This is a genomic window from Pseudarthrobacter sp. NIBRBAC000502772 (assembly GCF_006517235.1).
In the GTDB taxonomy this organism is placed as follows: Bacteria; Actinomycetota; Actinomycetes; order Actinomycetales; family Micrococcaceae; genus Arthrobacter.
The window spans coordinates 1834317-1856928 of the sequence record NZ_CP041188.1 but is presented as its reverse complement, the minus strand read 5'-3'; the positions used below and the strand labels follow the sequence as shown (position 1 = coordinate 1856928).

Annotated in this window: 15 protein-coding genes, 1 tRNA gene and 1 pseudogene; 6 read left to right on the top strand and 11 right to left on the bottom strand. The window is 66.8% G+C overall.

All coding sequences use genetic code 11. From position 1 onward, the window contains the following. Nucleotides 1-127: 127 nt before the first annotated feature. The 3 genes from NIBR502772_RS08725 to NIBR502772_RS08715 all read right to left on the bottom strand — a co-directional run bounded on the left by NIBR502772_RS08725 (nt 128) and on the right by NIBR502772_RS08715 (nt 2772). Nucleotides 128-1108: a ribose-phosphate diphosphokinase gene (locus tag NIBR502772_RS08725; RefSeq protein ID WP_056348072.1), complete on the bottom strand. Its 981-nt coding sequence runs from the start codon at nt 1106-1108 to the stop codon at nt 128-130. Next, nucleotides 1108-2589, bottom strand: coding sequence for a bifunctional UDP-N-acetylglucosamine diphosphorylase/glucosamine-1-phosphate N-acetyltransferase GlmU (glmU, locus tag NIBR502772_RS08720; protein ID WP_141139890.1), 1482 nt, complete (start codon nt 2587-2589; stop codon nt 1108-1110). Before glmU ends, NIBR502772_RS08725 begins: the two co-directional genes overlap by 1 nt. A 111-nt stretch (nt 2590-2700) precedes the next feature. Beyond that, nucleotides 2701-2772 (bottom strand) — tRNA-Gln (locus NIBR502772_RS08715). A gap of 150 nt (nt 2773-2922) precedes the next feature. Between NIBR502772_RS08715 and NIBR502772_RS08710 the strand changes: the two genes are divergently transcribed. Next, nucleotides 2923-3549 (top strand): TetR/AcrR family transcriptional regulator, encoded by a 627-nt coding sequence (locus NIBR502772_RS08710; RefSeq protein WP_141139889.1) that lies wholly within the window; start codon nt 2923-2925, stop codon nt 3547-3549. 527 nt (nt 3550-4076) lie between these two features. Here the strand turns inward: NIBR502772_RS08710 and NIBR502772_RS08705 are convergent. From NIBR502772_RS08705 to NIBR502772_RS08685, 5 genes are all read right to left on the bottom strand, one after another. Then, a complete protein-coding gene (locus tag NIBR502772_RS08705) occupies nt 4077-5903 on the bottom strand; it encodes an ABC-F family ATP-binding cassette domain-containing protein (RefSeq protein ID WP_141139888.1) in 1827 nt (608 codons plus the stop codon). A 38-nt stretch (nt 5904-5941) separates the two neighbouring features. After that, nucleotides 5942-6904, bottom strand: a complete 963-nt coding sequence (locus NIBR502772_RS08700; protein WP_141139887.1) for a 4-(cytidine 5'-diphospho)-2-C-methyl-D-erythritol kinase — start codon at nt 6902-6904, stop codon at nt 5942-5944. Then, entirely contained in the window at nt 6901-7773 is an 873-nt protein-coding gene (rsmA, locus tag NIBR502772_RS08695) for a 16S rRNA (adenine(1518)-N(6)/adenine(1519)-N(6))-dimethyltransferase RsmA (protein WP_141139886.1), read from the bottom strand. The genes NIBR502772_RS08700 and rsmA overlap by 4 nt, the downstream gene beginning before the upstream one ends. A 184-nt stretch (nt 7774-7957) precedes the next feature. Then, nucleotides 7958-9130 (bottom strand): resuscitation-promoting factor, encoded by a 1173-nt coding sequence (locus NIBR502772_RS08690; protein WP_210412412.1) that lies wholly within the window; start codon nt 9128-9130, stop codon nt 7958-7960. 259 nt (nt 9131-9389) lie between these two features. Next, on the bottom strand, nt 9390-10292 hold the full coding sequence (locus tag NIBR502772_RS08685) for a TatD family hydrolase (RefSeq protein WP_141139885.1): 903 nt from the start codon (nt 10290-10292) through the stop codon (nt 9390-9392). A gap of 164 nt (nt 10293-10456) precedes the next feature. On the opposite strand from NIBR502772_RS08685, the gene NIBR502772_RS08680 reads away from it, so the two are divergent. The 3 genes from NIBR502772_RS08680 to NIBR502772_RS08670 are packed head-to-tail and all read left to right on the top strand — an operon-like array spanning nt 10457 to nt 15466. Then, the gene (locus NIBR502772_RS08680) at nt 10457-11566 is read left to right on the top strand and encodes a MoxR family ATPase (RefSeq protein ID WP_141139884.1); all 1110 of its coding nucleotides are present in this window, start codon (nt 10457-10459) and stop codon (nt 11564-11566) included. Nucleotides 11567-11579: 13 nt separating this feature from the next. After that, entirely contained in the window at nt 11580-12983 is a 1404-nt protein-coding gene (locus tag NIBR502772_RS08675) for a DUF58 domain-containing protein (protein WP_141139883.1), read from the top strand. Beyond that, on the top strand, nt 12980-15466 hold the full coding sequence (locus NIBR502772_RS08670; protein ID WP_246848745.1) for a DUF3488 and transglutaminase-like domain-containing protein: 2487 nt from the start codon (nt 12980-12982) through the stop codon (nt 15464-15466). The genes NIBR502772_RS08675 and NIBR502772_RS08670 overlap by 4 nt, the downstream gene beginning before the upstream one ends. Before the next feature lie 82 nt (nt 15467-15548). Here the strand turns inward: NIBR502772_RS08670 and NIBR502772_RS08665 are convergent, their stop codons facing one another. Together NIBR502772_RS08665 and rsmI are read right to left on the bottom strand one after the other, a co-directional pair. After that, the gene (locus tag NIBR502772_RS08665; RefSeq protein ID WP_141139882.1) at nt 15549-17048 is read right to left on the bottom strand and encodes an NAD-dependent succinate-semialdehyde dehydrogenase; all 1500 of its coding nucleotides are present in this window, start codon (nt 17046-17048) and stop codon (nt 15549-15551) included. A gap of 174 nt (nt 17049-17222) precedes the next feature. Next, a complete protein-coding gene (gene rsmI / locus NIBR502772_RS08660; RefSeq protein ID WP_371706812.1) occupies nt 17223-18182 on the bottom strand; it encodes a 16S rRNA (cytidine(1402)-2'-O)-methyltransferase in 960 nt (319 codons plus the stop codon). Nucleotides 18183-18228: 46 nt separating this feature from the next. Here rsmI and NIBR502772_RS08655 point away from each other — a divergent pair, with 46 nt between their 5' ends. Continuing rightward, nucleotides 18229-19911, top strand: coding sequence for a dolichyl-phosphate-mannose--protein mannosyltransferase (locus tag NIBR502772_RS08655; protein WP_141139881.1), 1683 nt, complete (start codon nt 18229-18231; stop codon nt 19909-19911). Between the two features lie 65 nt (nt 19912-19976). After that, nucleotides 19977-21398, top strand: a pseudogene (locus NIBR502772_RS08650) (long-chain fatty acid--CoA ligase); the annotation flags it as partial. Nucleotides 21399-21442: 44 nt separating this feature from the next. Here the strand turns inward: NIBR502772_RS08650 and NIBR502772_RS08645 are convergent. After that, entirely contained in the window at nt 21443-22540 is a 1098-nt protein-coding gene (locus NIBR502772_RS08645; RefSeq protein WP_141139879.1) for a TIGR01906 family membrane protein, read from the bottom strand. Between the last annotated feature and the right edge of the window lie 72 nt (nt 22541-22612).

Below are 22612 nucleotides of genomic sequence, written 5' to 3'. Positions count from 1 at the left end.
CCAGTCGATAACGGAAACCTGCAGTCCGGTTTCCCGGATGCTCTCCCTCGCCAAGGTATCGTGAAAAGCTTACCAGCGCCGCGCCAGATTACTGAAAACGGCGGTCCCCACCAGCCCCCTGCTGAAATCAGGCGTTGCCGTCGAACAGGCTGGTGACCGAACCGTCGTCGAACACTTCGCGGATGGCGCGGGCGATCAGCGGTGCGATGGACAGCACCGTCAGCTGCGGGAACTGCTGATTCGCAGTGAGGGGCAACGTGTTGGTGACCACCACTTCGCGGGCGCCGGACTCGGAGAGCCGCTGAGCCGCTGGCTCGGAGAAGACAGCGTGCGTCGCGGCGATGATGACGTCCTTCGCCCCGGCGTTCTTCAGGACCTGGACCGCTCCGGAAATGGTGCCACCGGTGTCGATCATGTCGTCGATCAGGACGCAGGTCCGGCCCTCGATCTGGCCCACAACGGTCTTGGAGACGGCCTGGTTGGGAACGGTGAGGTCACGGCTCTTGTGCACAAACGCCAGCGGCGCTCCGCCCAGGCGTTCGGCCCACTGCTCCGCGACGCGCACGCGGCCCGTGTCCGGGGACACCACGGTGACGTTGTCGGCGGCGACGCGGGTACGGATGTAATCGGCCAGGAGCGGGATGGCCATGAGGTGGTCCACAGGCCCGTCGAAGAAACCCTGGATCTGCGAGGTGTGCAGGTCAACGCTCATGATGCGGTCGGCGCCGGCGGTCTTGTACAGGTCCGCGACCAGGCGGGCGGAAATCGGCTCGCGTCCGCGACCCTTCTTGTCCTGCCGCGCATACGGGTAGAACGGGGACACCACGGTGATGCGCTTGGCGGAGGCCCGCTTCAGCGAATCGATCATGATCAGCTGTTCCATGAGGTGGTTGTTCAGCGGAGCCGGGTGGGCCTGGATGACGAACGCGTCGGTTCCCCGGACGCTTTCGCCGGCGCGGACGTAAATCTCCCCGTTGGCGAAGTCGTAGGCATCCACGGGCAGCAGCTCGGTACCCAGTTCCTTGGCGATTTCCCGCGCCAGTTCGGGGTGCGCCCGCCCAGCGGCAAGTACCAGCTTCTTCTCGCCGCGTGCCGTAATTTCGCTCATTATCGCTGGTCCTCTTCTGTCGATGCTGGGGTATGTGAGGAATCTGAGGCGGCGGCCTGAGCCAGTTCCGCCGAGCGTGAGCCGGGGCGGTTGGCCACAACCCAGCCCTCGTTGTTGCGCTGCGCTGCAACGGACACGACGAGCGCCCCTGCCGGGACGTCCTTGCGGATCACCGCGCCGGCGCCGCTGTAGGCACCGTCCCCCACGGTGACCGGTGCAACAAAGACTGTGTTGGAACCTGTGCGGACGCCCGAGCCGATCACCGTGCGGTGCTTCTTCTCGCCGTCGTAATTGGCCGTGATGTTGCCGCAGCCAATGTTGGTGTCCTCCCCGATTTCGGCGTCGCCGGCGTAGCCGAGGTGGGAAAGTTTGGAGCCGCGGCCAATGGTGACGTTCTTGGTTTCGTAGAACGCACCGATCTTGCCGGTGTCGCCGAGCACTGTGCCGGGACGCAGGTAGGTGAAAGGGCCGACGGCGGCGTCCGCGCCGATCACGGCACCGGAACCGTGGGTGCGGGTCACCTTGGCGCCCTCGCCGATGCGAACATCGGTCAGGGTGGAGTCGGGGCCGACGACGGCGTCCCTCGCCACGGTGGTGGCGCCGTGCAGCTGCGTGTTCGGCAGGATGCGGACGTCCTCATCCAGGACGACGGTGGAATCGATCCAGGTGGTGGCGGGGTCAACCACTGTGACGCCGGCGCGCATCCAGGCTTCAACGGTGCGGCGGTTCAGTTCCGCGCCGAGGGCGGAGAGCTGCACACGGTCGTTGGCGCCCTCCACCTGCCAGCGGTCTTCGGTGACCACGGCGGCAACCCGACCGCCCGACTGCCGCGCGAGGCCCAGCACGTCGGTGAGGTACTTTTCGCTCTGCGAATTGTCGGTGGTGATGTGGACCAGCGCGTCACGCAGGACATCGGCGTCGAAGGCGTAGATCCCGGAATTGACCTCGCGGATCAGGCGTTCGGTTTCCGTTGCATCCTTGTGCTCGCGGATGCCGGTCACGGAGCTGTCATCACCGCGGAGAATGCGTCCATAGCCTGTGGCATCATCCAGCAGTGCGGTGAGCACGGTGACGGCATTGGCCTCCCGCTCATGTGTGGCCACCAGGTCGGCCAACAGGCTGCCGGTCAGGAGCGGAACGTCGCCGTAAGTGACCACGACGGTGCCTGCGAGTTTCTCCTGGGCGTCCAGTGCCTGCACGGCCACTTCAACGGCGCGGCCGGTGCCGGGGACGTCGTCCTGGTCCACGATCAGGGCTTCGGGGTCCAGCTGGTTCAGGTGGCGGGCAACGAGATCCCGCTCGTGGCGGACCACCAAGGCCAGCCGTGCGGGGTTAATGCTGCGGGCTGCCAGCAGGGCGTGGCCCACCATGGACCTGCCGCCGATTTCGTGCAGGATCTTCGGGGTACGGGATTTCATCCGGGTACCGGCGCCTGCTGCCAGAACAATGACGGCGGCTGGGCCGGTATTCTCGGGGATCACGTACGGGTTCTCCTTGCTTGGTTGCGCGTTGCGCTGGGCGCGGTGCCTGTCCGGCCAAAAATTCACGGCGGGGCACCGAGTTCATCCTACTGGACGGTCTTCGCACAGCAGTTCCGCCCATAGGATTCGAACCTATACTCCACGGCTCCAAAGGCCGGGGTGCTGCCATTACACCAGGGCGGACCATGCCACAGGCGCAAAGGCCAAGGCACAAGTATTTATTTTGCCATGGCTTCAGGGCAGCCCGCGACATTGGCCGGAATCACGGCAGCCAGGCCAGTGCACCGCCACCGGTTCCAACTGGTTTCAGCAGCGCTAGGGCATGATGGAAATGTGAGCAATAACCCACCCCGGACACGGATGACAGGCGTACAGCGGCGCGGCCAGCTGGTCGACGTCGGCCGTGGCCTTTTTGCCGCTCGCGGGCTCGACGGGACCACCATTGAGGAAATCGCGGCCTGCGCCGGCGTTTCCAAGCCCGTGATCTACGAACATTTCGGCTCCAAGGAGGGCCTGTACACGCAGGTGGTGGACTTCGAGTTTCACATCCTGCTGGACTCGATCACCGCTGCCCTGACCGAAGAAGGCAAACCGCGCGTCCTGGTGGAACGCGCCGCCCTGGCCCTCCTCACCTACATTGAGGACCGGGCGGAGGGCTTCCGGATACTCATGCGCGACGCACCGCCATCGCAGCCCGAAGGCGCTTTCTCCACCCTGCTGTCCCAGGTCACCGCCCGCGTGGAACACATCCTGTCCGACGAATTCCACCGCCGCGGGTTCAGCGCCCAGGACGGCGCGATGTACGCCCAGATGCTCGTGGGCATGGTGGCCATGACCGGCCAATGGTGGCAGGACAGCCGCCAGCCCGACAAACACACCGTCGCCGCGCACCTGGTCAACCTCGCCTGGAACGGCCTCACAGGCCTCCAAAAAGACCCCGAGCTGAAGTCCGAAGCATGAGTGTTACCTTCATGCCCGCGTGGTCACCTACGCAGCGCGGGAACCCTTCGCCGTCGCTTAGACACAGCGCATAGGTGTCGCTGCGGTCGCTGGGCGACCTTCACGCCACGATGCGCCGCGATGCGCTCCTACGCGAAGGCCCCCCGCACCGCTATTGACTAGCGTTCCCTTCGCGAGGTGCCGCCGCATATGCAGTGCCTAAGATGCAGGACGGGATCTGCCGCCGCCGCACCCGCCCCCTCACCCACCTGCCGAAGGTTCCACGCGAGTCGCCTGCTGCTCCTTTGTGTGAGGTGGCGTTCGTTGTCGGGAGGTGATCCTTCGGGAAGGTGACATCGGCGCGCCGGAGCTGGTCCTTCCGAAAGGAGCGCATCGCGGCGCAACGGGGCATGGAGGTCGCTCAGCGACCGGAATGCCCCCTTTGCGACGTGTCTAAGCGACGCGGAAGGGCCAGCTGTGGCATCCAAGTCGGGCGGACGCCGAAGGGCCGGCTCCGGCACCCAAGCCGCCGCCGCACCAACGGAGGGTTATTCGCCAAGGACTTCCAGGGCTTCCATCCATTCGAGCTCCAGGGCTTCGCGGTCGGTGGCGAGGTCCTTGAGTTTTTTGTTCTGGTCGGCGAGGGCGTCGAAGTCGGATGCTGCGGTGCTCTTGACCATTTGGTCGTGAATCTTCTTTTCCTGCTGCTCCAGTTTGCCCAGCTGGCGCTCGATCCGGTTCTTGGCCTTCCGGGCGTCGCGCTTTTCGGCTTCGGAGGAACCGGAGGCTGCGGGGGCGGAGCTGCCGCTCGGACCGGTGACGGGGTTGCCGCCGCCGGTGATCGTGGAGCCGGCCAGGGCGGATTCGCGGAGCTCCAGATACTGGTCCACGCCGCGCGGCAGGGCGCGGATCTTGCCGTCACCAAGCAGCGCCATCTGGTGGTCTGTCACGCGTTCCAGCAGGTAACGGTCGTGGCTGACCACAACGAGCGTGCCAGGCCAGCCGTCAAGGACGTCTTCGACGGCGGCGAGGGTGTCGGTGTCGAGGTCGTTGGTGGGCTCATCGAGCATCAGCACGTTCGGCTCCCCCACCAGCAGGCGCAGGAGCTGGAGGCGCCGGCGCTCACCACCGGACAGATCCCTGACCGGGGTCCACTGCTTTTCGTTGGTGAAGCCGAGCTGCTCCACAAGCTGGCCCGCCGTGAATTCCTTGCCGCCCACGTTAAAGGACCGCTTTTCGCGCTCGATGACTTCGATCACGCGCAGGTCCGAGACGTCGTCGAGCTCTTTGACCTCCTGGGTCAGCACGGCGGTGACCACGGTCTTGCCGCGCTTGACCTTGCCGGATGACGGCTCAATCTCGCCGTTGAGGAGTTTCAGCAGGGTGGTCTTGCCGGCGCCGTTGACGCCCACCAGGCCAAGCCGCTCGCCGGGGGCAAGCCGCAGTGTGATGTTGTCGAAGAGTTTCTGTCCGGGGTCGCCGCCGAGGAAGTCCAGTGAGACGTTCTCGAGGTCCAGGACGTCCTTGCCGAGCCGGGCGGTGGCCATCTTGCTCAGGGCTGTGGAGTCACGCGGCTCGGGCACGTCGGCGATGAGGGCGTTGGCGGCCTCGATGCGGAATTTCGGCTTGGCCGTGCGGGCCGGAGCGCCGCGGCGAAGCCAGGCGAGCTCCTTTTTCACGAGCATCTGGCGCTTGCCTTCCATAACATTCGCCGCCCGGTCACGCTCGGCACGGGCCAGCACGTAGGCCGCGTAGCCGCCGTCGAACGGGTCCATGATGCCGTCGTGGATTTCCCAGGTCTTGGTGCAGACTTCGTCCAGGAACCAGCGGTCGTGGGTGACCACCAGGAAGGCGCCCTGGTTTGCCCGCCACCGGGTCTTCAGGTGCCGCGACAGCCAGGCGACTCCTTCGACGTCGAGGTGGTTGGTCGGTTCGTCGAGCATGATGACGTCATGGTCCTCGATCAGCAGCTTGGCCAGCGCCACCCGCCGCTTCTGACCGCCGGAGAGGGCGTGGACGTTCGCATGCCAGTCGACGTCGGACACCAGGCCGCCCATGACTTCGCGGATCTGGGGATTGCGGGCCCATTCATAGTCGGCCTGGTCGCCGACGATCGCAGCGCCCACTGTGAGGTCGCCGTCGAGCACGTCGCTCTGGTCCAGGTAGCCGATGTTGACTTCACTGCGCTTGGTCACGCGGCCCGAGTCCGGGGTGGAGCGCAAGGCCAGGAGGCGCATCAGCGTGGACTTGCCGTCGCCGTTCCGGCCCACCATGCCGATCCTGTCACCTTCCTCGAGTCCGAGGGTGATGCCGTCCAGGACGGTGCGCGTTGCGTACGAAACCGTAAGGTTTTCGCCGCCAAGAAGGTGTGCCAAGGGGACTGCTTTCTGCTGCTCAGTACGGAAGGGGGCTCTTAAAGGAGAGTATCGGAGATGATGCGCGCGCCATGCACGGGCCCGTGGACAGGGAATGCCGTCAGCCCGTAGTGCCGCAGGTCCTCCGCCAGGTTTTCGGCGGCGGCAGGATTGTGGGTCAACAGCGCCACGGTGGGTCCGGAACCGGATACGATTCCGGCCAGGGCGCCGAGCGCTTCACCTCGTCCCAGCGTATCGCGGAGCGCGGGGGAAAGTTCAATGGAGGCCCGCTGCAGATCGTTCACCAGGACCCGGCTCAGGGCATCGGCGTCCCCGCTCCGCAGCGCCTGCAGGATCTTGGGATCCACGGCCGTGGGCTCGGCAACGTCCAGTCCTTCTGCCTCCCGGAGCCGGTCCAGGGTGCGGAAGACTTCGGGGGTGGGCAGCCCGTAGTCCGCCGCCACGAGGACCCAGTCCGTTTGGGCTTTGGCCAGTGCCGGCGAAAGGTCGTCGCCAACGCCAAGCCCGACGGCGGTTCCGCCGAGGAGGGAGAACGGGACGTCGGCACCCAATTCGGCGGCCAGATGGGCCAACTCATCCCGCGACAGCCCGCTGTTCCAGAGCGCGTCGCAGGCCAGCAGGGTGGCTGCGGCATCGGCCGAGCCGCCGCCCATGCCCCCGGCCACGGGGACCCGCTTGGTGATTTCAAGGTGTACGCCGGTGGAATGCTCGGAGACATCGGCCATGATGGCTGCGGCCTTGTAGGCCAGGTTCTTCTCGTCCAGCGGAATATGCACGCCGTCCAGGTCCAGGGTGCTGTCAGGGCTGATGCTGACGGTGATCCCCGGCGTCTCCGTGCTGGTGGCAGCCACTTCCTCATAGAGGGAAACGGCCAGGTACACGCTGGCAACTGAATGGTAGCCGTCAGCGCGCAAGGGTCCCACGTCCAGGGAAACATTAACCTTGCCGGGCGCCTTCACACGGACCGTCCGTGCGGGAAACTTCCCGGCGGCTGCCTTCACGACCCGGCCTCGCGGGCTTCGGCAATCCGTGCAAAGGCGTGGATGTCGATGACTTCGCCCCGGGCCGATGGGGCCACTCCTGCGGCGATGAGGCAGCGCTCGGCCTCGGCTGCGCCGCCGGCCCAGCCAGCCAGGGCGGCCCTCAGCGTCTTCCGGCGCTGGGCGAAGGCAGCGTCGATCACGGCGAACACCTGCTCACGGGTGGCGGTTGTTTCAGGCGGTTCCCGCCGGGTGAAGGCCACGAGCCCGGATTGGATCTTCGGCGCAGGCCAGAAGACGTTCATGCCGATCACCCCGGCCTTGCGCATGCTGCTGTACCAGGCCGCCTTGACCGAGGGCACCCCGTAGGTCTTTGATCCTGGCCCTGCGGCCAGCCGGTCAGCCACCTCGTCCTGGACCATCACCAGACCGTGCTGCAGGCTGGGGAAATGCTGGAGCAGGTGCAGGACCACCGGCACCGCCACGTTGTAGGGCAGGTTCGCCACAATGGCGGTGGGCTCAACGGGAAGCGATGTGACCTTCATGGCGTCCGCCTGGACCAGGTGGAAAGCGCCCGCCGCCTCCGGCCGCCATGCTTTCACGGTTTCCGGCAGCTTTGCCGCCAGGACCGGATCAATTTCGACGGCGACCACCGTCTGCGCGGCATCCAGCAGGCCCAGCGTGAGGGAACCAAGGCCGGGCCCGACTTCCAGCACCGTCTCGGTTGGCCCAATGTTGGCAACGGAGACGATCCGGCGGATGGTGTTGCCATCGATGACGAAGTTCTGTCCCAGTGTCTTGGTGGGCCGGATACCGATTTCTTCCGCCAGCCGGCGTATGTCGGAAGCACCGAAGAGGGGTGCGGGCGCGGCGGCAGTCGGTTCAGTCACCTAGGCATCCTATCCCGGCCGCAGTGACGGGCCATCCGCTTTCCGCGCGGATCATGCGTGTTACGCGGTGCGTGTTTCCGCTTAACGGCAGCGGCCGGCCCCGGGACAATCCGGGGCCGGCCGCTGTCTTCTGCTTGGTTGGTGGCTGTGGTCAGCTGCCGCCAGTGCAGGTGCTCATTGGTGCCTAGCTTGTAGCGGCCCAGCCACAGCCCCACGGCTGCAGGCCACGCTGTGCGTACACGCGGTTGGCGATGTCGATCTGCTGTGCCTTGGTGGCGAGGCTGGCGTTGGGGGCGTAGGCGCCGCCGCCGGAGCCGATCCAGGTCTGGATGTCGAACTGGAGGCCGCCGTAGTAGCCGTTGCCCGAGTTGATGGACCAGTTTCCGGTGGACTCACACTGGGCGATCTTGTCCCACATGGCCTCGTTCATCATGGCCGGGGCGGAGGCGCCGGTGTTCGTTCCGGCGGCTGCGGGCTTTGCCTTGGTGCCTACTGTGACTTTTTCCGTCACGGGCTGGACGGAAACAGTTTCGGAGACCAGCGTCCGCGAGGCTTCACGGCCGTCAACCATCACCAGCTTGAAGCTCTTCTCCACTTTGCCGGCCACGCCGGCCTGGGTGACCTCTTTCTCGCCCTTGAGAAGCTCAGCGCTCTCAGTGGTCATGCTGTCGAAAGCAACATCTTCAGTGGTGGCCGCGGTCTGGCTGGTATCCACCCGGGAGACCTTAACCACCATGTTGTTAACCACGTGCGCGTTGCCCGGCTGGGAAGTACGGTCGTCGACGCCGAGGGTGATGCCGGCGTCCTCCAGCACCTGGGCGACGGTCCCCGCGGTGGTGGTGGCCGTGGAGGCCTTGCCGTCGGCAACGATGCTGACGGTCTTGGGTGTGGAGATGGAGACAAACGATCCGGCCACGGCGAGCTGGGCGTCCTTCGGGACGGAAACGGAGGAGGAGCTGGCCACTCCCAGTTCGGTGACGAGGCCCGCAACATCCGGCGCCGTGGTGTTGATGGTCTTTTCGGAACCGTCCAGGCTGACCTTCACGGCCTTGGCCATGTTGACGTTGATCACGGTGCCGTTCTCCACTTTGGCGTCCGCCGAGGGCGAGACGCGGTCAGCCGGCTTCAGTTCTACGTTGGCGCTTTTTACGACCTGGCCCACGGTGCCGCCGAAGGACTGGACCGAAGTCACTTTTCCGTCGACGTTGAGGGTAACGGTTTTGTTATTTCCGACGAAGGCCACGAGGCCCAACACCAGCGCACACAGCACCACCAGTTGGGTGCCCACCTTGATAAAACTGAACTTGCCGTCCGTTGTGAAGAGCTTGACCACGATTGCCCGTAACTTTAGATCCATCCGGGCACGGGGAAAAACGCAGTGAAATAGCCGGCGCATGACCCTGGGGACAAGCTCCGGGCACCGTTGCGCCGCCACACTCCGCGCGGCAGGCAGAGGGCATCAAAGCCCAGCCTGATCCTGCTGCGAATGAAGTGAAATTATCCGAAGGCCTTCCCCGACCCCGGCTAATAGTTCTCCACTGTAACCGTAGCGTTATAAAGCGGCCAAGAAATTTACATACGAGGTATGTGAACCAAGCAATGTGACGAGGCCCAGATCAGTCCCACGATCCGTACGCCCGCACGGTATTTTCGCTAATCCGGGTGCAGAGCTCGGCGAGGTCAGTTCCTGTCAATTCGGCCATGGCGCGGACGGTGTACGGCACCACATAACTGGCGTTGGGACGGCCGCGGTGCGGATGCGGAGTCAGGAACGGGGCATCCGTTTCCACCAGCACCAGGTCCGGGTCTGCCACTGCCAGCGCGGCGCGGAGGTTAGCCGCATTCTTAAAGGTCAGCGTGCCGGCAAAGGACATGTTCCAGCCCGCGTCATTGCAGATCCTGGCGAGCGCCTCATCACCCGAGAAGCAATGAAACACCACCCGCTCGGGAGCCCCCTCCTCGCGCAGGACCTGCACGACGTCGTCGTGCGCGTCGCGGTCATGGATCTGCAGCGTCAGGTCCAGGCGCTTGGCAATATCGATATGCCGCCGGAACGAATAGCGCTGGTGGGCCAGGCCCTCCCCTTCGGTGCGGAAGAAATCAAGGCCGGTCTCGCCGATAGCCCGGATCCGGGGGTGGGCGGCCAGTTGCTCAATCTCCGCCAGCGCATCCTCCAACTCGCCGCGCCTGGCATAGTCCGGGGCGTCGTTGGGGTGCAATGCCACTGCCCCCAGCAACCTGCTGTCCAGGTCAACGGCGCGGACCGTGAACCGGGAGGACTCCAGGTCGCAGCCCACCTGGACGGCCCCCTGCACTCCGACGGCCTGGGCTGCATCCAACGCCGCGGCGATGCCCACCGGGCTCTCGCCATCGGGGAAATCCAGGTGCGTATGGTTGTCCATCACGGGGACCGGCAGCGGCTCCGGCGCCGGCGGATAGTCCTGCCGCGCCTTCCGGCCGGCGTCTGCAGGGTCCGCCCCGGCGACACGGTAAGCGGCGGGGATCAGCGAATTGCACATCCCTCAAGCCTAGCGGCGGCGGATCGCGGCAGAATTCCCGGAACACTCTGTCAGCCAGGGCAGTTGTGTTAGTAGGCTGGTACGAACAGATGCGAACGCCCACCGCCGGGCGAAGGCAGGCCTGCTGTCCCGTTCCGGGTGATCCCCGGACTGAAAGGTTGCAGATGGACTCCCACCGCCGCACCGCCGTCAACGAGGTAACCCCTGCCAGCCGGAACTTCACCCCCGTGACGGAGCAGGTGGGCCATCTCAACGGTTACAAGACAGCAGCCATGGACGCGGACTCATTCCACGCGGCCAGCCAGCGGATCCTGGCCTCGATCAACACCGTCATTGACGGAAAGTCGGATGCGGCCAGGCTCGCCCTGACGGTGTTGCTGGCCCAGGGCCATCTGCTCCTGGAAGACGTGCCAGGTGTGGGCAAGACCCTCCTGGCCAAGACCCTCGCCCGGAGCATTGACTGCACGGTCAGCCGCATTCAGTTCACTCCTGATCTGCTGCCTTCGGACGTGACCGGCGTGTCCATCTATAACCAGGCGTCGCGGCTGTTCGAGTTCCGCCCGGGTGCCGTCTTCGCCAACATTGTTATTGGCGATGAAATCAACCGCGCGTCCGCCAAGACCCAATCCGCCCTCCTGGAGTGTATGGAGGAACACCAGGTGACCGTGGACGGGGACTCGTACAAACTCGACGAACCGTTCATGGTGGTGGCAACCCAGAACCCGATCGAGATGGAAGGCACCTATCCACTCCCCGAGGCCCAGCGCGACCGCTTTATGGCGCGGATTTCCATGGGCTATCCGGACAAGGACTCCGAAATCGAAATGCTGGAGACCCATCAGGCAACCTCCCCGTTGGCCAACGTCGCCGCTGTGGTCACCGCGGCGGACGTCGCAGCCATGATCGCCACGGTGCAACAGGTTTACGTCTCCCAGGCAGTCAAGGAATACACCGTCTCAGTAGGCCGCGCAACGCGCGAAAGCCCCCTGCTCCGGCTGGGCGCCAGCCCACGCTCCATGCTCCAACTGCTCCGGGCCGCGAAGGCCACGGCGGCGCTGGACGGCCGTGATTTTGTGCTGCCAGACGACGTCGTCGGCGTTGCGGAATCCGTACTGGCCCACCGGATCATCCTGGACCGGAAGGCGGCCGGCGCCGGTGAGACCCCGCACAGCGTCATCCGGGGCATCCTCTCCCGGCTCCCCGTGAACCAGGACCCGGTGAACAACCCGGCCCGGTCATCGGCCCCGCCGGCCGGACTACGCCGGAACCACTAGGCAGGGCCGGCACATGGCGCTGCGTGACCGACTACCCCGGCACCTGTTCAGCCAGCGTGGCTGGGGGCTCCTGGCCGCCGGCGCCGTCTGCCTGTTGTCTGCGCAGATCATGGGGCGGCGGGATCTGCTGAGCCTGAGTGTCCTGCTCATCGTCCTTCCCCTGGTTTCGCTGGCCGGGATCAGGCTCCTCAAGCCCCGGTTCCAGGTTTACCGCGAGTTCAACCCGTCCCCGGTGGAGACCTCCGCCGCCACCACAGTGCGGCTCGCCGTGGCGCGGACCGGTTACGGGGGCGGCCGGGCGATCATGGAGGAACGGCTGCCGCCACGGTTCGGCGAGTCCCCGGCCTTCCATTTCCCCGCCCGCTCAGCCAGGGGCGGGACCAGCAGGTACGAATACCACTTGCGCTCCACCAAACGCGGACAGTACCTGATCGGCCCGGTAACAGCCGAGTTCACGGATCCGTTCGGGTTGTCCCTGCACCGGCGGTCAATTGACGACGGCGACACACTCACCGTGACGCCCGCCGCCGTCGAGCTTCCCGTGACGGGCCTCGCGGGAGCCCGCGGCAACGACGGCATCACAGCAACCCGTACCCGCGCCAACCCCAGCGACGATGACGTCATGACCCGCGAATACCGCCCGGGCGATCCCATGCGCCGGGTGCACTGGGCGGCCACCGCGCACCACGGCGCCCTGATGGTGCGCCAGGAGGAGTCCGTCACAACGCCGGAGGCCACCATCATCCTGGACCAACGGTTCGCGGCATTTTCCGGCGGGCACGGCTCCGGTTTCGGGGGCACTGCGGCCGTCGACGGCCACGAGATGATCACCAGCGGCACTTTCGAGTGGGCCGTGGTGGCCGCGATCTCCATCTGCACGCACCTGTCGGAGCGGAACTACGCCCTCCGCCTCCTGGACCCCCGCGGCGAACCCGCGTTCCTCCGCTCCCCGTCCGCACCGGAACCGGAAGCGGAAGAGTTCAGCGGAGTGTCCGGGCTCCAGTCGATCGCCGAAAGCCTCGCCGCCATCCAGCTGTCCGGTCCGCACCACGCTGCCCGGGACCACGGTGGCCAGGATGCCGGACCGGCCGTTTTCGACGATCACCTGATGGACAAGCTCTCCGCCCACCGGATGCGGGGGCCCCTTATTGCCGTGCTCGGCAGGATCTCTCCGAGCGAGGCCAGAGCCCTCGCTCCGGCGGCGGGTTATGGCGCGAATGCGTTCGCCATCATCGTTTCCGAGAGGCCCGCCGATTCCGAGGACTCCTTGGAGGCCCTCCGCCGGGGCGGCTGGCGGGCAGTGGCGGTGCCAACCTCGGTTCCGGTCCCGGACGCCTGGACGCACTTCGACCAGGGTGGCGCTGCGCCGGCCACGGCAGCGGCAGACGTACGCCGCGGAGCGGAGGTGGGACGGTGACACTGGCACCGGAACGCAACGCGTCGCGCGGGCGGGCAGCCACAGATGCCCCGAGCCAGGTTCCGGCACGGACGCGGGTCGGGGCGTACCCCTGGGCCATGGCCGGCGCAGTCGCCCTGTCCGTGGCTGGCGCCGCGATTTCCCTCAACGGTGTCCTGCGGGGTTGGGCCTGGTACTTGCCCATCCTGACCACGGTGGTGGTGGTCTGCCTGACCATCGCCACGCTCCGCGCGCTGCGGGCCCATCCTCTCATGGTGGCTGCCGGCGGCTTTGCCTCCCTGATCGCGATCCTCACCCTGACGTTTTTCCGAAGCACGGGCATTGCCGGTTTCATCCCGTCCGGGGCAACCATGGCTGAAGTGGACAGGTTCGTCCGCCGGGCGAGCGAGACGGTCCTTGCGGAAAGTGCCCCGGTGGCTCCGAACGCCGGAATCGTTATGGTCAGCTGCGCAGCCCTGGGCCTGACAGTCATCCTCATCGATGCGCTGGCCGTGCCGCTTGGCATGCCGGCAGCAACCGGCCTGGGCCTGCTGGCCATCCTGGTAGTCCCCGCCACCGTGAAGCCCCAGAGCGTGGGGGTTTGGGGCTTCACAGCCACGGCGGCCGGGTACCTCCTCATCCTCGCGTGCAGCCAGTGGTTTGCACCGGATTCCCGCACTGCGGCCGACAGCGGCCGGAATCCCGGCCAGTTCCGGCAGGCCATGCTGACCGGGACCGTGGCCCTGGTGGCAACACTGGCAGTGCCGGCGGCCATCCCCGGATTCGACCACGGCACGTTTCCGCAGGGCTCCCGGCTGAACCCGTGGGGCGCCGGGACCGGCTTGAACCCCATGATTACCTTGGGAAACAGCCTGCGGGCACCGGCCGGAAGCGGGCGGATCACCTATGCCACCAACGCGGCCGGGCCGCTGTATCTGCGGTCCGTCACTGTTGACAATTTCGACGGCGAGTCGTGGGGACCCGATGACCGCGACGCGGAGCGCCGCCCCGTGGCCGGACAGCTTGAGACGGGCCACGAGATCGTCGCCGAGGAGCAGCTCCGCCAGGTGACTATCGTGAATACGGGCACGTTCACGAGCCCGTACCTGCCGTTGCCGTACGCGCCGGAAACAATCCGCGGGCTCAATGGCGCCTGGACATGGGACCCGGCCACCCTGGCCGTCAAGGGTTCCAACACCAACACGCGGACACAGGAATACATTGTGGTGTCCACGGCGCCTAAGCTCACGGCCACCCTCCTTCAACAGTCGTCGCAGGCCGTGCAGGGAATTCCTGCCGACTTCACCAGGGTTCCCGGCAACGTCCCGGACATCGTCCGCAGCACGGCGGACACGGTGACAGCTTCGAGTGACACACCCTTCGCCAAGGCCATGGCCATCCAGAAATACCTTCGCTCAGGGGAGTTCACCTACTCGCTCCAGTCACCTGTCCAGGGCGGCTACGACGGTAACGGGCTCTCGGTGCTGGCCGATTTCCTGACCCAGAAGAGCGGATACTGCATCCACTACTCGTCCGCGATGGCCGTGATGGCCCGGCTGGAAGGTATCCCGAGCCGGATCGCGGTTGGTTACGCGCCGGGCCGAAGCACTGGTTCCACGGTTTCAGTGGCCGGGCAAGGTGCGCTGCCGGAGTATGAGGTGGACGCCCGGGACGCCCACGCCTGGCCCGAGCTCTACTTCCAGGGATTGGGGTGGGTGCCCTTCGAACCCACGCCGTCACGTGGTGTTATACCCGCGTACGCCACGGAAACCAGCACACCCGGCAGCCCCGGTTCGCTGGGTAATAACGAGGACCTCCTTCCCGGCGCAACCGCCCCGACCCCCACACCAAGCGCCACGGCCGCGCCCCTCCCGGGTGCCGGTGGCGGCGCGGGGGACCTCGGGCAGCTGCTCCTGCCATGGCTGCTGGGGACGGCCGCCGCACTGGGCCTGGTCCTCCTGGCAGCCTCGCCGCGGCTGGTGAGGATGGGCCGGCGTGCCCGGCGGCTCCGCACCGAGGGCCGGGCGCGGGAGGACGTGATTCCGCTGGCGTGGGCCGAAATCCGTGATCTCGGAACCGACTACGGACTGCCACCGGACTCCAGCGAAACAGCCCGGACGTATTCCGCACGGCTCCGCCATTCATCGCTGCTCGGCGAACATGGCGGCATGGACGACGCCGCGCACCAAGCCATCCGCAGCCTCACCTCCGACTTCGAACGCCGGCACTACGGCCCGCCTGTCCAGGACACAGCCGGCCGCGGAAGGACAGGGGCCATTGCCCCACGCATCGCGGCGGTACAGCAGTCCTTGCGTGCCAACGCCTCTCTCCCTCGACGCCTCCGTGCCGACTGGCTCCCGCCGTCGGTTCTGGGCCGGTGGGCCTGGCTCCTGGCTGCCCCGTTCAGAGGGCTCGGCAGGCTGGCGCGACGGACGGCAAAAGCCGCCGCACGCTCCTGGTCGAGGGCGCGCGACGGCTTGTTCCGGCCGCGTGGTAGCCAATAGCGGCTCGCCGCAGCGGCTACCTACTGGCGGTGAAGGAAGCGGCTGACCGGAGGATAATCCTGTCAGCCGGAGGACCATCCGTTCAGCCGGCGTAGGGGTCGGCGATGCCGATGTACTGCGTGTAAAGGTATTCCTCGATGCCTTCGAGGCCGCCTTCACGTCCCAGCCCGGACTGCTTGACGCCGCCGAACGGTGCGGCGGCATTGGAGATGACGCCGGCGTTCAGGCCGAGCATGCCGGTCTCGAGCCGTTCGCCCATCCGGATGCCGCGGTTCAGGTCGCGGGTGAAGACGTACGCCACCAGCCCGTACTCGGTGTTGTTGGCCAGGCGGATCGCTTCGTCCTCCGTTTTGAAGGTGATGATCGGCGCAACGGGGCCGAAGATTTCCTCGGACAGGATCCGGGTGCCTTCGGTGACGCCGGTGAGGATGGTGGGCGGGTAGAAGTAGCCCGGGCCTTCGGCCGGGGCGCCGCCCAGGACTGCCCTGGCGCCGGAGGCCACGGCGTCGGACACCAGCTCGTGGACCTTGTCCCGGCTCTTGGCATCAATCAGCGGGCCGACCTTGGACTCCGGTTCCGTACCCCGGGCCGTGGTCATGTCCGCCATCTTCGCCGCGAACTTTTCCGCGAACTCGTCAGCAACAGACTCGTGAACGATGAACCGGTTGGCCGCGGTGCAGGCCTCGCCCATGTTCCGTAGCTTCGCCAGCATGGCACCGGCGACGGCGGCGTCCAGGTCCGCGTCCTCGAACACCACGAACGGGGCGTTGCCACCGAGTTCCATGGAGGTCCGCAGCACCGTCTCGGACGCGTCGGCGAGCAGGCGCCGGCCCACCTCCGTCGAGCCCGTAAACGAGAGTTTGCGCAGGCGCTGGTCCTTGATCAGCGGTCCGGTGGTGGCGCCTGCCGTGGACGTAGGGATGACGTTCAGGACTCCGGCCGGCAGGCCCGCCTCCTGCATGACGGCGGCGAACAGCTGCGAGGTCAGCGGCGTGAGGTTGGCGGACTTCAGCACCATGGTGCAGCCGGCCGCGACAGCAGGGGCGATCTTGCGCGTGGCCATGGCCAGCGGGAAGTTCCACGGCGTGATCAGCAGGCACGGGCCCACCGGCTTCTTGGTCACCAGCAGGCGGGACTTGCCATCGGGCGAGACCGAGTAGCGGCCGAACGCGCGGACGGCTTCCTCGGAGAACCAGCGCAGGAACTCGGCGCCGTAGGTGACCTCGCCGCGGGCCTCGGCCAGCGGTTTGCCCATTTCCATGGTCATCAGCAGCGCGAAGTCCTCGGCACGCGCCGTAACCATCTCAAAGGCACGGCGGAGGATTTCGCCGCGTTCACGGGCCGGGACCTTCGCCCACGATTCCTGCGCTGCGGCCGCCGCGTCCAAAGCAGCTTTGCCGTCTTCGGCGCCGGCGTCAGCGATGCTAAGGAGCACCTTGCCCGTGGCGGGGTCCTCGACGTCGAACGTCTTGCCTGACGCCGCCGGGCGCCATTCGCCGTTGATCAGCAATCCGGTGGGAACAGAGGCCAGCAGTGCGATTTCGCGCTCCACGGTAACAGCTGGCTGTGCGGTGACAGTCACGGTGACTCCCTCGTCAATAAAGGTTTGGTTCAGCCTTGACGCAGGGCCTGGGCGGCCTGCCGTATTGGCTGATTTACTGTCACACTACTGCCGCGGCCGCCAGAGGGTCTACGCCTGGACGCACTGCTGAAGCGAGATTTCGTTGTGCAGCTGCACAGCTGGCCTTTCGTATGCTCAGCGTGCCGCGAGGACCGCCGAGTACAGCTCCCGCTTGCTGACGCGGACGTCCTCGGCTACGGCGGCCACGGCTTCCTTGAGCCGGATTCCCTGGGCCACCAGCTCGTTGACGGCCGCCACGTGGTCCTCGGGGGTGCCCGGCGCCTGCTCAGGGGCGCCGCCCAGCACCACGGCAATCTCGCCGCGCACCTCGTTGCCTTCGGCCCACAGCAACAGTTCCCCGACCGTCCCGCGGATGACTTCCTCGTAGGTCTTGGTCAGTTCCCGGCAGACGGCGATCCGCCGCTCGGCACCGAAACGCTCGCGCAGGGCCCGCAGCATCGATTCCAGCCGGTGCGGGGCCTCAAAAAACACCATGGTCCGGCGTTCGGCCGAAAGGTCCGCCAACCGCGACGCCCGTTCGCCGGCCTTCCGGGGCAGGAATCCCTCAAAACAGAAGCGGTCGGTGGGTAGACCGGACAGCGCCAGGGCGGTCAGTACCGCGGACGGGCCAGGGACGGCGGTCACGGTAAGTCCGGCTGCCACAGCGCCTTCCACCAGCCTGAACCCCGGGTCCGAGACCGAAGGCATGCCGGCGTCTGTGACCATGACCAGGGTTTTGCCGGACCGGACGTGCTCCAGCAGTTCCGCGGTCTTGGTGGCCTCGTTGTGCTCGTGGTAGCTGATGACCCGCCCGGCGACGGTGACTCCGAGGTTCTGGACAAGGCGGTGCAGGCGCCTGGTGTCTTCGGCGGCCACGATGTCCGCCGTCCCCAGGAGCTCGATCAGGCGGGCCGACGCGTCTCCCGTATTCCCGATGGGCGTTGCCGCCAGTACAATCCGGCCCGGCCCCGTGGCGACCGGTGCCGCTGCAGCCGGGTCCGCTGCCACGTGAACCTCTGTCTCTGGCTCCTCCCCGGCGGCATCGAAAGGTTCTGCGGGGCGGGAATCGGCGAAGGTGCTGGGGTTAGGGTCCACTCCCCCAGCGTACTGCTGGCCGGCGGCCCAAGCTGCAAAAGGTAGCATGGGGCTCGTGACGCAGACCTCCATGCGGCCTGCCGAGGCCGGCCAGACCATCCCGCCGGCACGAGGCCCGTGGATCGCCCGTCCGGCCGAGGCCTTCTCAGCCACAGCCCTCCGCGAGCGCCTGATCGGCAGCACGCGCAGCTGGCGGGAGTACCCGCCGTCGCTGCGTCTCTGGTTCTGGTTGGTGCCCGCCCTGACCTCCGTGATCGGCGGCGTCCTCCGCTTTGTCCGGCTGGACACGCCGCACAGCCTGGTCTTCGATGAAACGTATTACGTCAAGGACGCCTACTCCTACGTGGTCAGCGGCTACGAACGGGGCTGGCCGGACAAGGCCAACGACTCCTTCAACGCAGGCAACCCGGCCATCCTCCTGGACACTCCCGAGTACGTGGTCCATCCGCCCGTGGGCAAGTGGATGATCGCCGGCGGCATGTGGCTCTTCGGGTCCGATAATCCGTTCGGCTGGCGGTTCGCGGCCGCACTGACCGGAACCCTGTCCATCCTGCTGCTCACGCTGATTGCACTGAAGCTGTTCCGCTCAGTGCCGCTGTCTGCCGCCGCGGGCCTGCTGCTCGCCGTCGACGGCCACCACCTGGTGATGTCGCGGACATCACTCTTGGATATCTTCCTGATGTTCTGGCTCCTGGCGGCCTTCGGAGCTTTGCTGCTGGACCGCGATGACGGACGACGGCGGCTGGCCGCACGGCTCGGACGGCTCGCGGCCGCGTCCCGGAACGCTCGGCCCGCAGCCAGCCAACTGCTGGCGGGACCGTGGCTGGGGATCCGCTGGTGGCGTCTCGCCGCGGGCGTGTGCATGGGACTCGCCATAGGCACCAAATGGTCGGGCCTGTTTTTCCTCGCCGGCTTCGGCATGCTGACGGTCCTATGGGACCTCAATGCACGGCGCGTCGCGGGAATCCGCGGCTGGGTCAGCGGCGGAATCATCAAGGATGGACTGCCTGCCTTTGCCAGCATGGTTCCGGTTGCGGCGGTGGTCTACACCGCCACCTGGACGGGCTGGTTCCGTTCCGAGGGCGCCTACTTCCGGCGGTGGGCCCAGAGCAACCCCTCAGCGGAGTGGGGCTGGCTGCCGGACTCCCTGCGTTCGCTGGCGCACTACCATCTGGAGGCCTACAAGTTCCACCAGGGACTGGGCTCCGAACACCCCTACGAGGCAAGCGCCTGGAGCTGGCTGGTGATGGGCCGGCCGACGTCGTTCTTCTACCAGAAGCCGGAGCAGGGCGTCCCGGGATGCGACGTGCCCAACTGCGCCTCCGCCATTCTCTCGGTGGGGAACCCGATGATCTGGTGGGGAGCGGCCATCTCGCTGGTGGTCCTGCTGTTCTGGTGGGCCGGGCGCCGGGACTGGCGCGCAGGGGCGATCCTTGCAGGCGTGGGCGCCGGCTACCTGCCGTGGTTCATGTACCCGGAGCGGACCATGTTTTACTTTTACGCCGTCTCCTTTGAGCCCTTCCTGGTGCTCGCGCTGGTGTATTGCCTGGGCCTCGTCCTGGGCCGGGACACCGACCCGCTCTGGCGCCGGCGGTCCGGTGTTTACCTGGTGGCACTGTTCGTCGCCGGGGCCGTCCTGTTGTCCGCATTTTTCTACCCGGTGTGGACGGCGGAGACCATCCCCTACCAGGAATGGCGCTACCGGATGTGGATGCCGTCCTGGATCTAAGGCAGGATTGCATGAAACCCTGACCAGCCGCGAACTGCGTTGAGGCAGCGGAACGGAGACCCCCCGTGCGAGAAGCAAGCACAAAACTCCTGGTGGAGCTGGAGCCCGGCAGCAATGTCACGGATCTCCTGCGCCAGCGGGAGGCCGCCAACCCGGCCCACGCCCTCTACGCGCGCAAAGGCCCCAACGGCTGGACCGACGTTCCGGCGCAAAAATTCCTGCACGATGTCTGTGCCCTCGCCAAAGGACTGATCGCCGGCGGCCTGGAGCCCGGCGACACCGTGGCCGTCATGTCCGCCACCCGCTACGAGTGGGCCCTGGTGGACTTCGCCATCTGGTTTGCCGGCGGCGTGAGTGTCCCCATCGACGAGGCCTCGACCCCCGGCCAGGTGGAGTGGATCCTGCACGACGCCGGCGCGCGCCGCGTGTTCGCGCAGGACCGCGGCAAGGTGTCACTTATTACAGGCATCCTGGAGTCTTCCACCCTGCTCAAGGACCGGCTGGTCCCCGTGGTGAGGATGGATGACGACGGCGACGCCCCGAACCTCGCCAGCCTCTCGGCTGCCGGAATGGGCGTCACGGACGCCGAGCTGGAACGCCACCGCTCCGCCGCGGGCCTGGACGACGTCGCTTCCCTGGCCTACACGTCCGGCACCACCGGACGGCCCAAAGGCTGCGTGATCACCCACGGCAACTTTGCGCTCGTGGCCGTCAACGTCGTCGCCTTTCTCCCGGAGATCCTCAAGGGGCGAAATGCGCGCACCCTGATGTTCCTGCCGCTGGCCAATGTGCTCGCCCGCGCTGCCCAGGTGGCGTGCCTCCATGCGGGCGCCACCCTGGGACACGTCAGCCGTCCTGCTGATCTGCGGGCGGATCTGGGCACGTTCAAACCCACGTTCCTCCTGGCGGTGCCCCGGATCTTCGAGAAGGTCCGGGCGGACGCCGTGCACCAGGCTGCCAGGTCCGGGACAGCGGGGATCTTCAGGGCTGCGTCGGCCGCCGCCATCCGTTTCTCGGCGGCACAGGACACCGTGGCCCGCGGCGGGGGCAGCGGACCCGGGCTGGCGTTGCGGGCACGGCACGCCGTCTTTGACCGCCTGGTGTACCCGAAGCTCCGCCAGCTCCTTGGCGGCCGGGTCCGTTACGCGGTATCGGCGGCCGGCCCGCTGGCACCTGAGGACGCGCACTTCTTCCGCGGCGCCGGGATCCCGGTCCTTGAGGGCTACGGGCTGAGCGAGACAACCGCCCCCTGTACGGCCAACACGCCCGCCCGGACCAGGGTGGGCAGTGTGGGCGTCCCCCTGCCGGGCACCACCATCCGCGTGGCGGAGGACGGCGAAGTGCTGGTCAAGGGGATCGGCGTGTTCAAGGGTTACCACGCCAACGAAGCGGCCACCGCCGAGGCCTTTGTGGACGGGTTCTTCCGTACCGGGGACCTCGGCGAGCTGGACCCTCAGGGCTACCTGACCATCACCGGCCGCAAGAAGCAGCCCGCCAAAATAAACGGCTGAGCACGTGCAGTTGCTTGGGGCTACGCCTCAGCGGCGATCGGCTCATCCTTGGCCAGGCCGCGACGACGGCGCGTGGGCCACGTGAGGATGAGCGTCACCAGGGACACCAAGAGGACCAGCGCGGCGATGACAATACCGGCATCGATCCAGAACTGGCCCGGGAACAGCCTGATCAGGGTGTCTTCAAGGGCAAACGTCCAGGAACCGCTGGCGAAGAAGATCCGGTGGAATTCGGTGAAGAACTGCTGCCAGCCGAGCACGGCCAATGCGCCAAGGCCCAGGATGATCGCCAGCGCAACAATGGATCCCGCGAAGAGTCCGCGGCGCACACCGCCGGTGCTGCGGCGGCGCAGGTAGGCGATGGCCACCAGGCTGAGGACGATCAGGAGTGCTCCCCCGCCAAACGCGGAAAGGATGACAACTTTTACGTCGGCCATGTGGCCGACTTCGCCGTTCTTGAAAAGGTCCCCGCCAGTGCGATTGACCAGATCACCCAGATACCGCGGCCCCGCCCAGTTGCTGAGGTAGTCAACCGCGTAGGAACCGTAGGTCATCCGGTCGTCGGTGCTGAACCCGTACCCGTCGCCCGGGAACCCGGGCCTGTTGTACTCGGCCCACAGGAACAGCGGGCTGGTGACAGCGCGGACGGCCAGCACCAGCAGGATCACCGGGTAGAAAAGGGCCAGCAGGACTTGCCAGATGCGCGGGGCCACTGGCTTGGCGTTGGCTGCGCTTTCGCGCTCCGCGTTGCGGCGCTCCACTTCCTCCTGCGGCGGACGGACCTGCAGCGCTGACGTGGGCAGCGGCTCACTGAAGTGGGCACCGTTTCGGGTGGCGCCCTGGGCGGACGGTTCTTTGCGGAGCGACTCTTCTACGGAAGGTACCGCGGCGGGAGGTTCGACGGCGGCCTCCGCGGCTTTTCGCCCGGCACGGCTTTCGGGCTGGGTGACACCGCCCTGCCCGATACCGGCGCTACGTGCTGGAGACACATCGGGAGTGCTGGAGCCGGAATCGTTCAGCCAGGCAAAAGCCGGCTCGTCCGAGTCCGACGAAGTATCCAGGTCCGGATCCGGCTGCGGCTCCGTGCGTTTGGCAGGGGTCGGCGAATTGTCGTTCACAGCAGCGTCACTTCCGTTGGGTTCCACGCCGCCGGCTCTGATCCGGGCAGCGCCGTGTATCTGATATCGAGC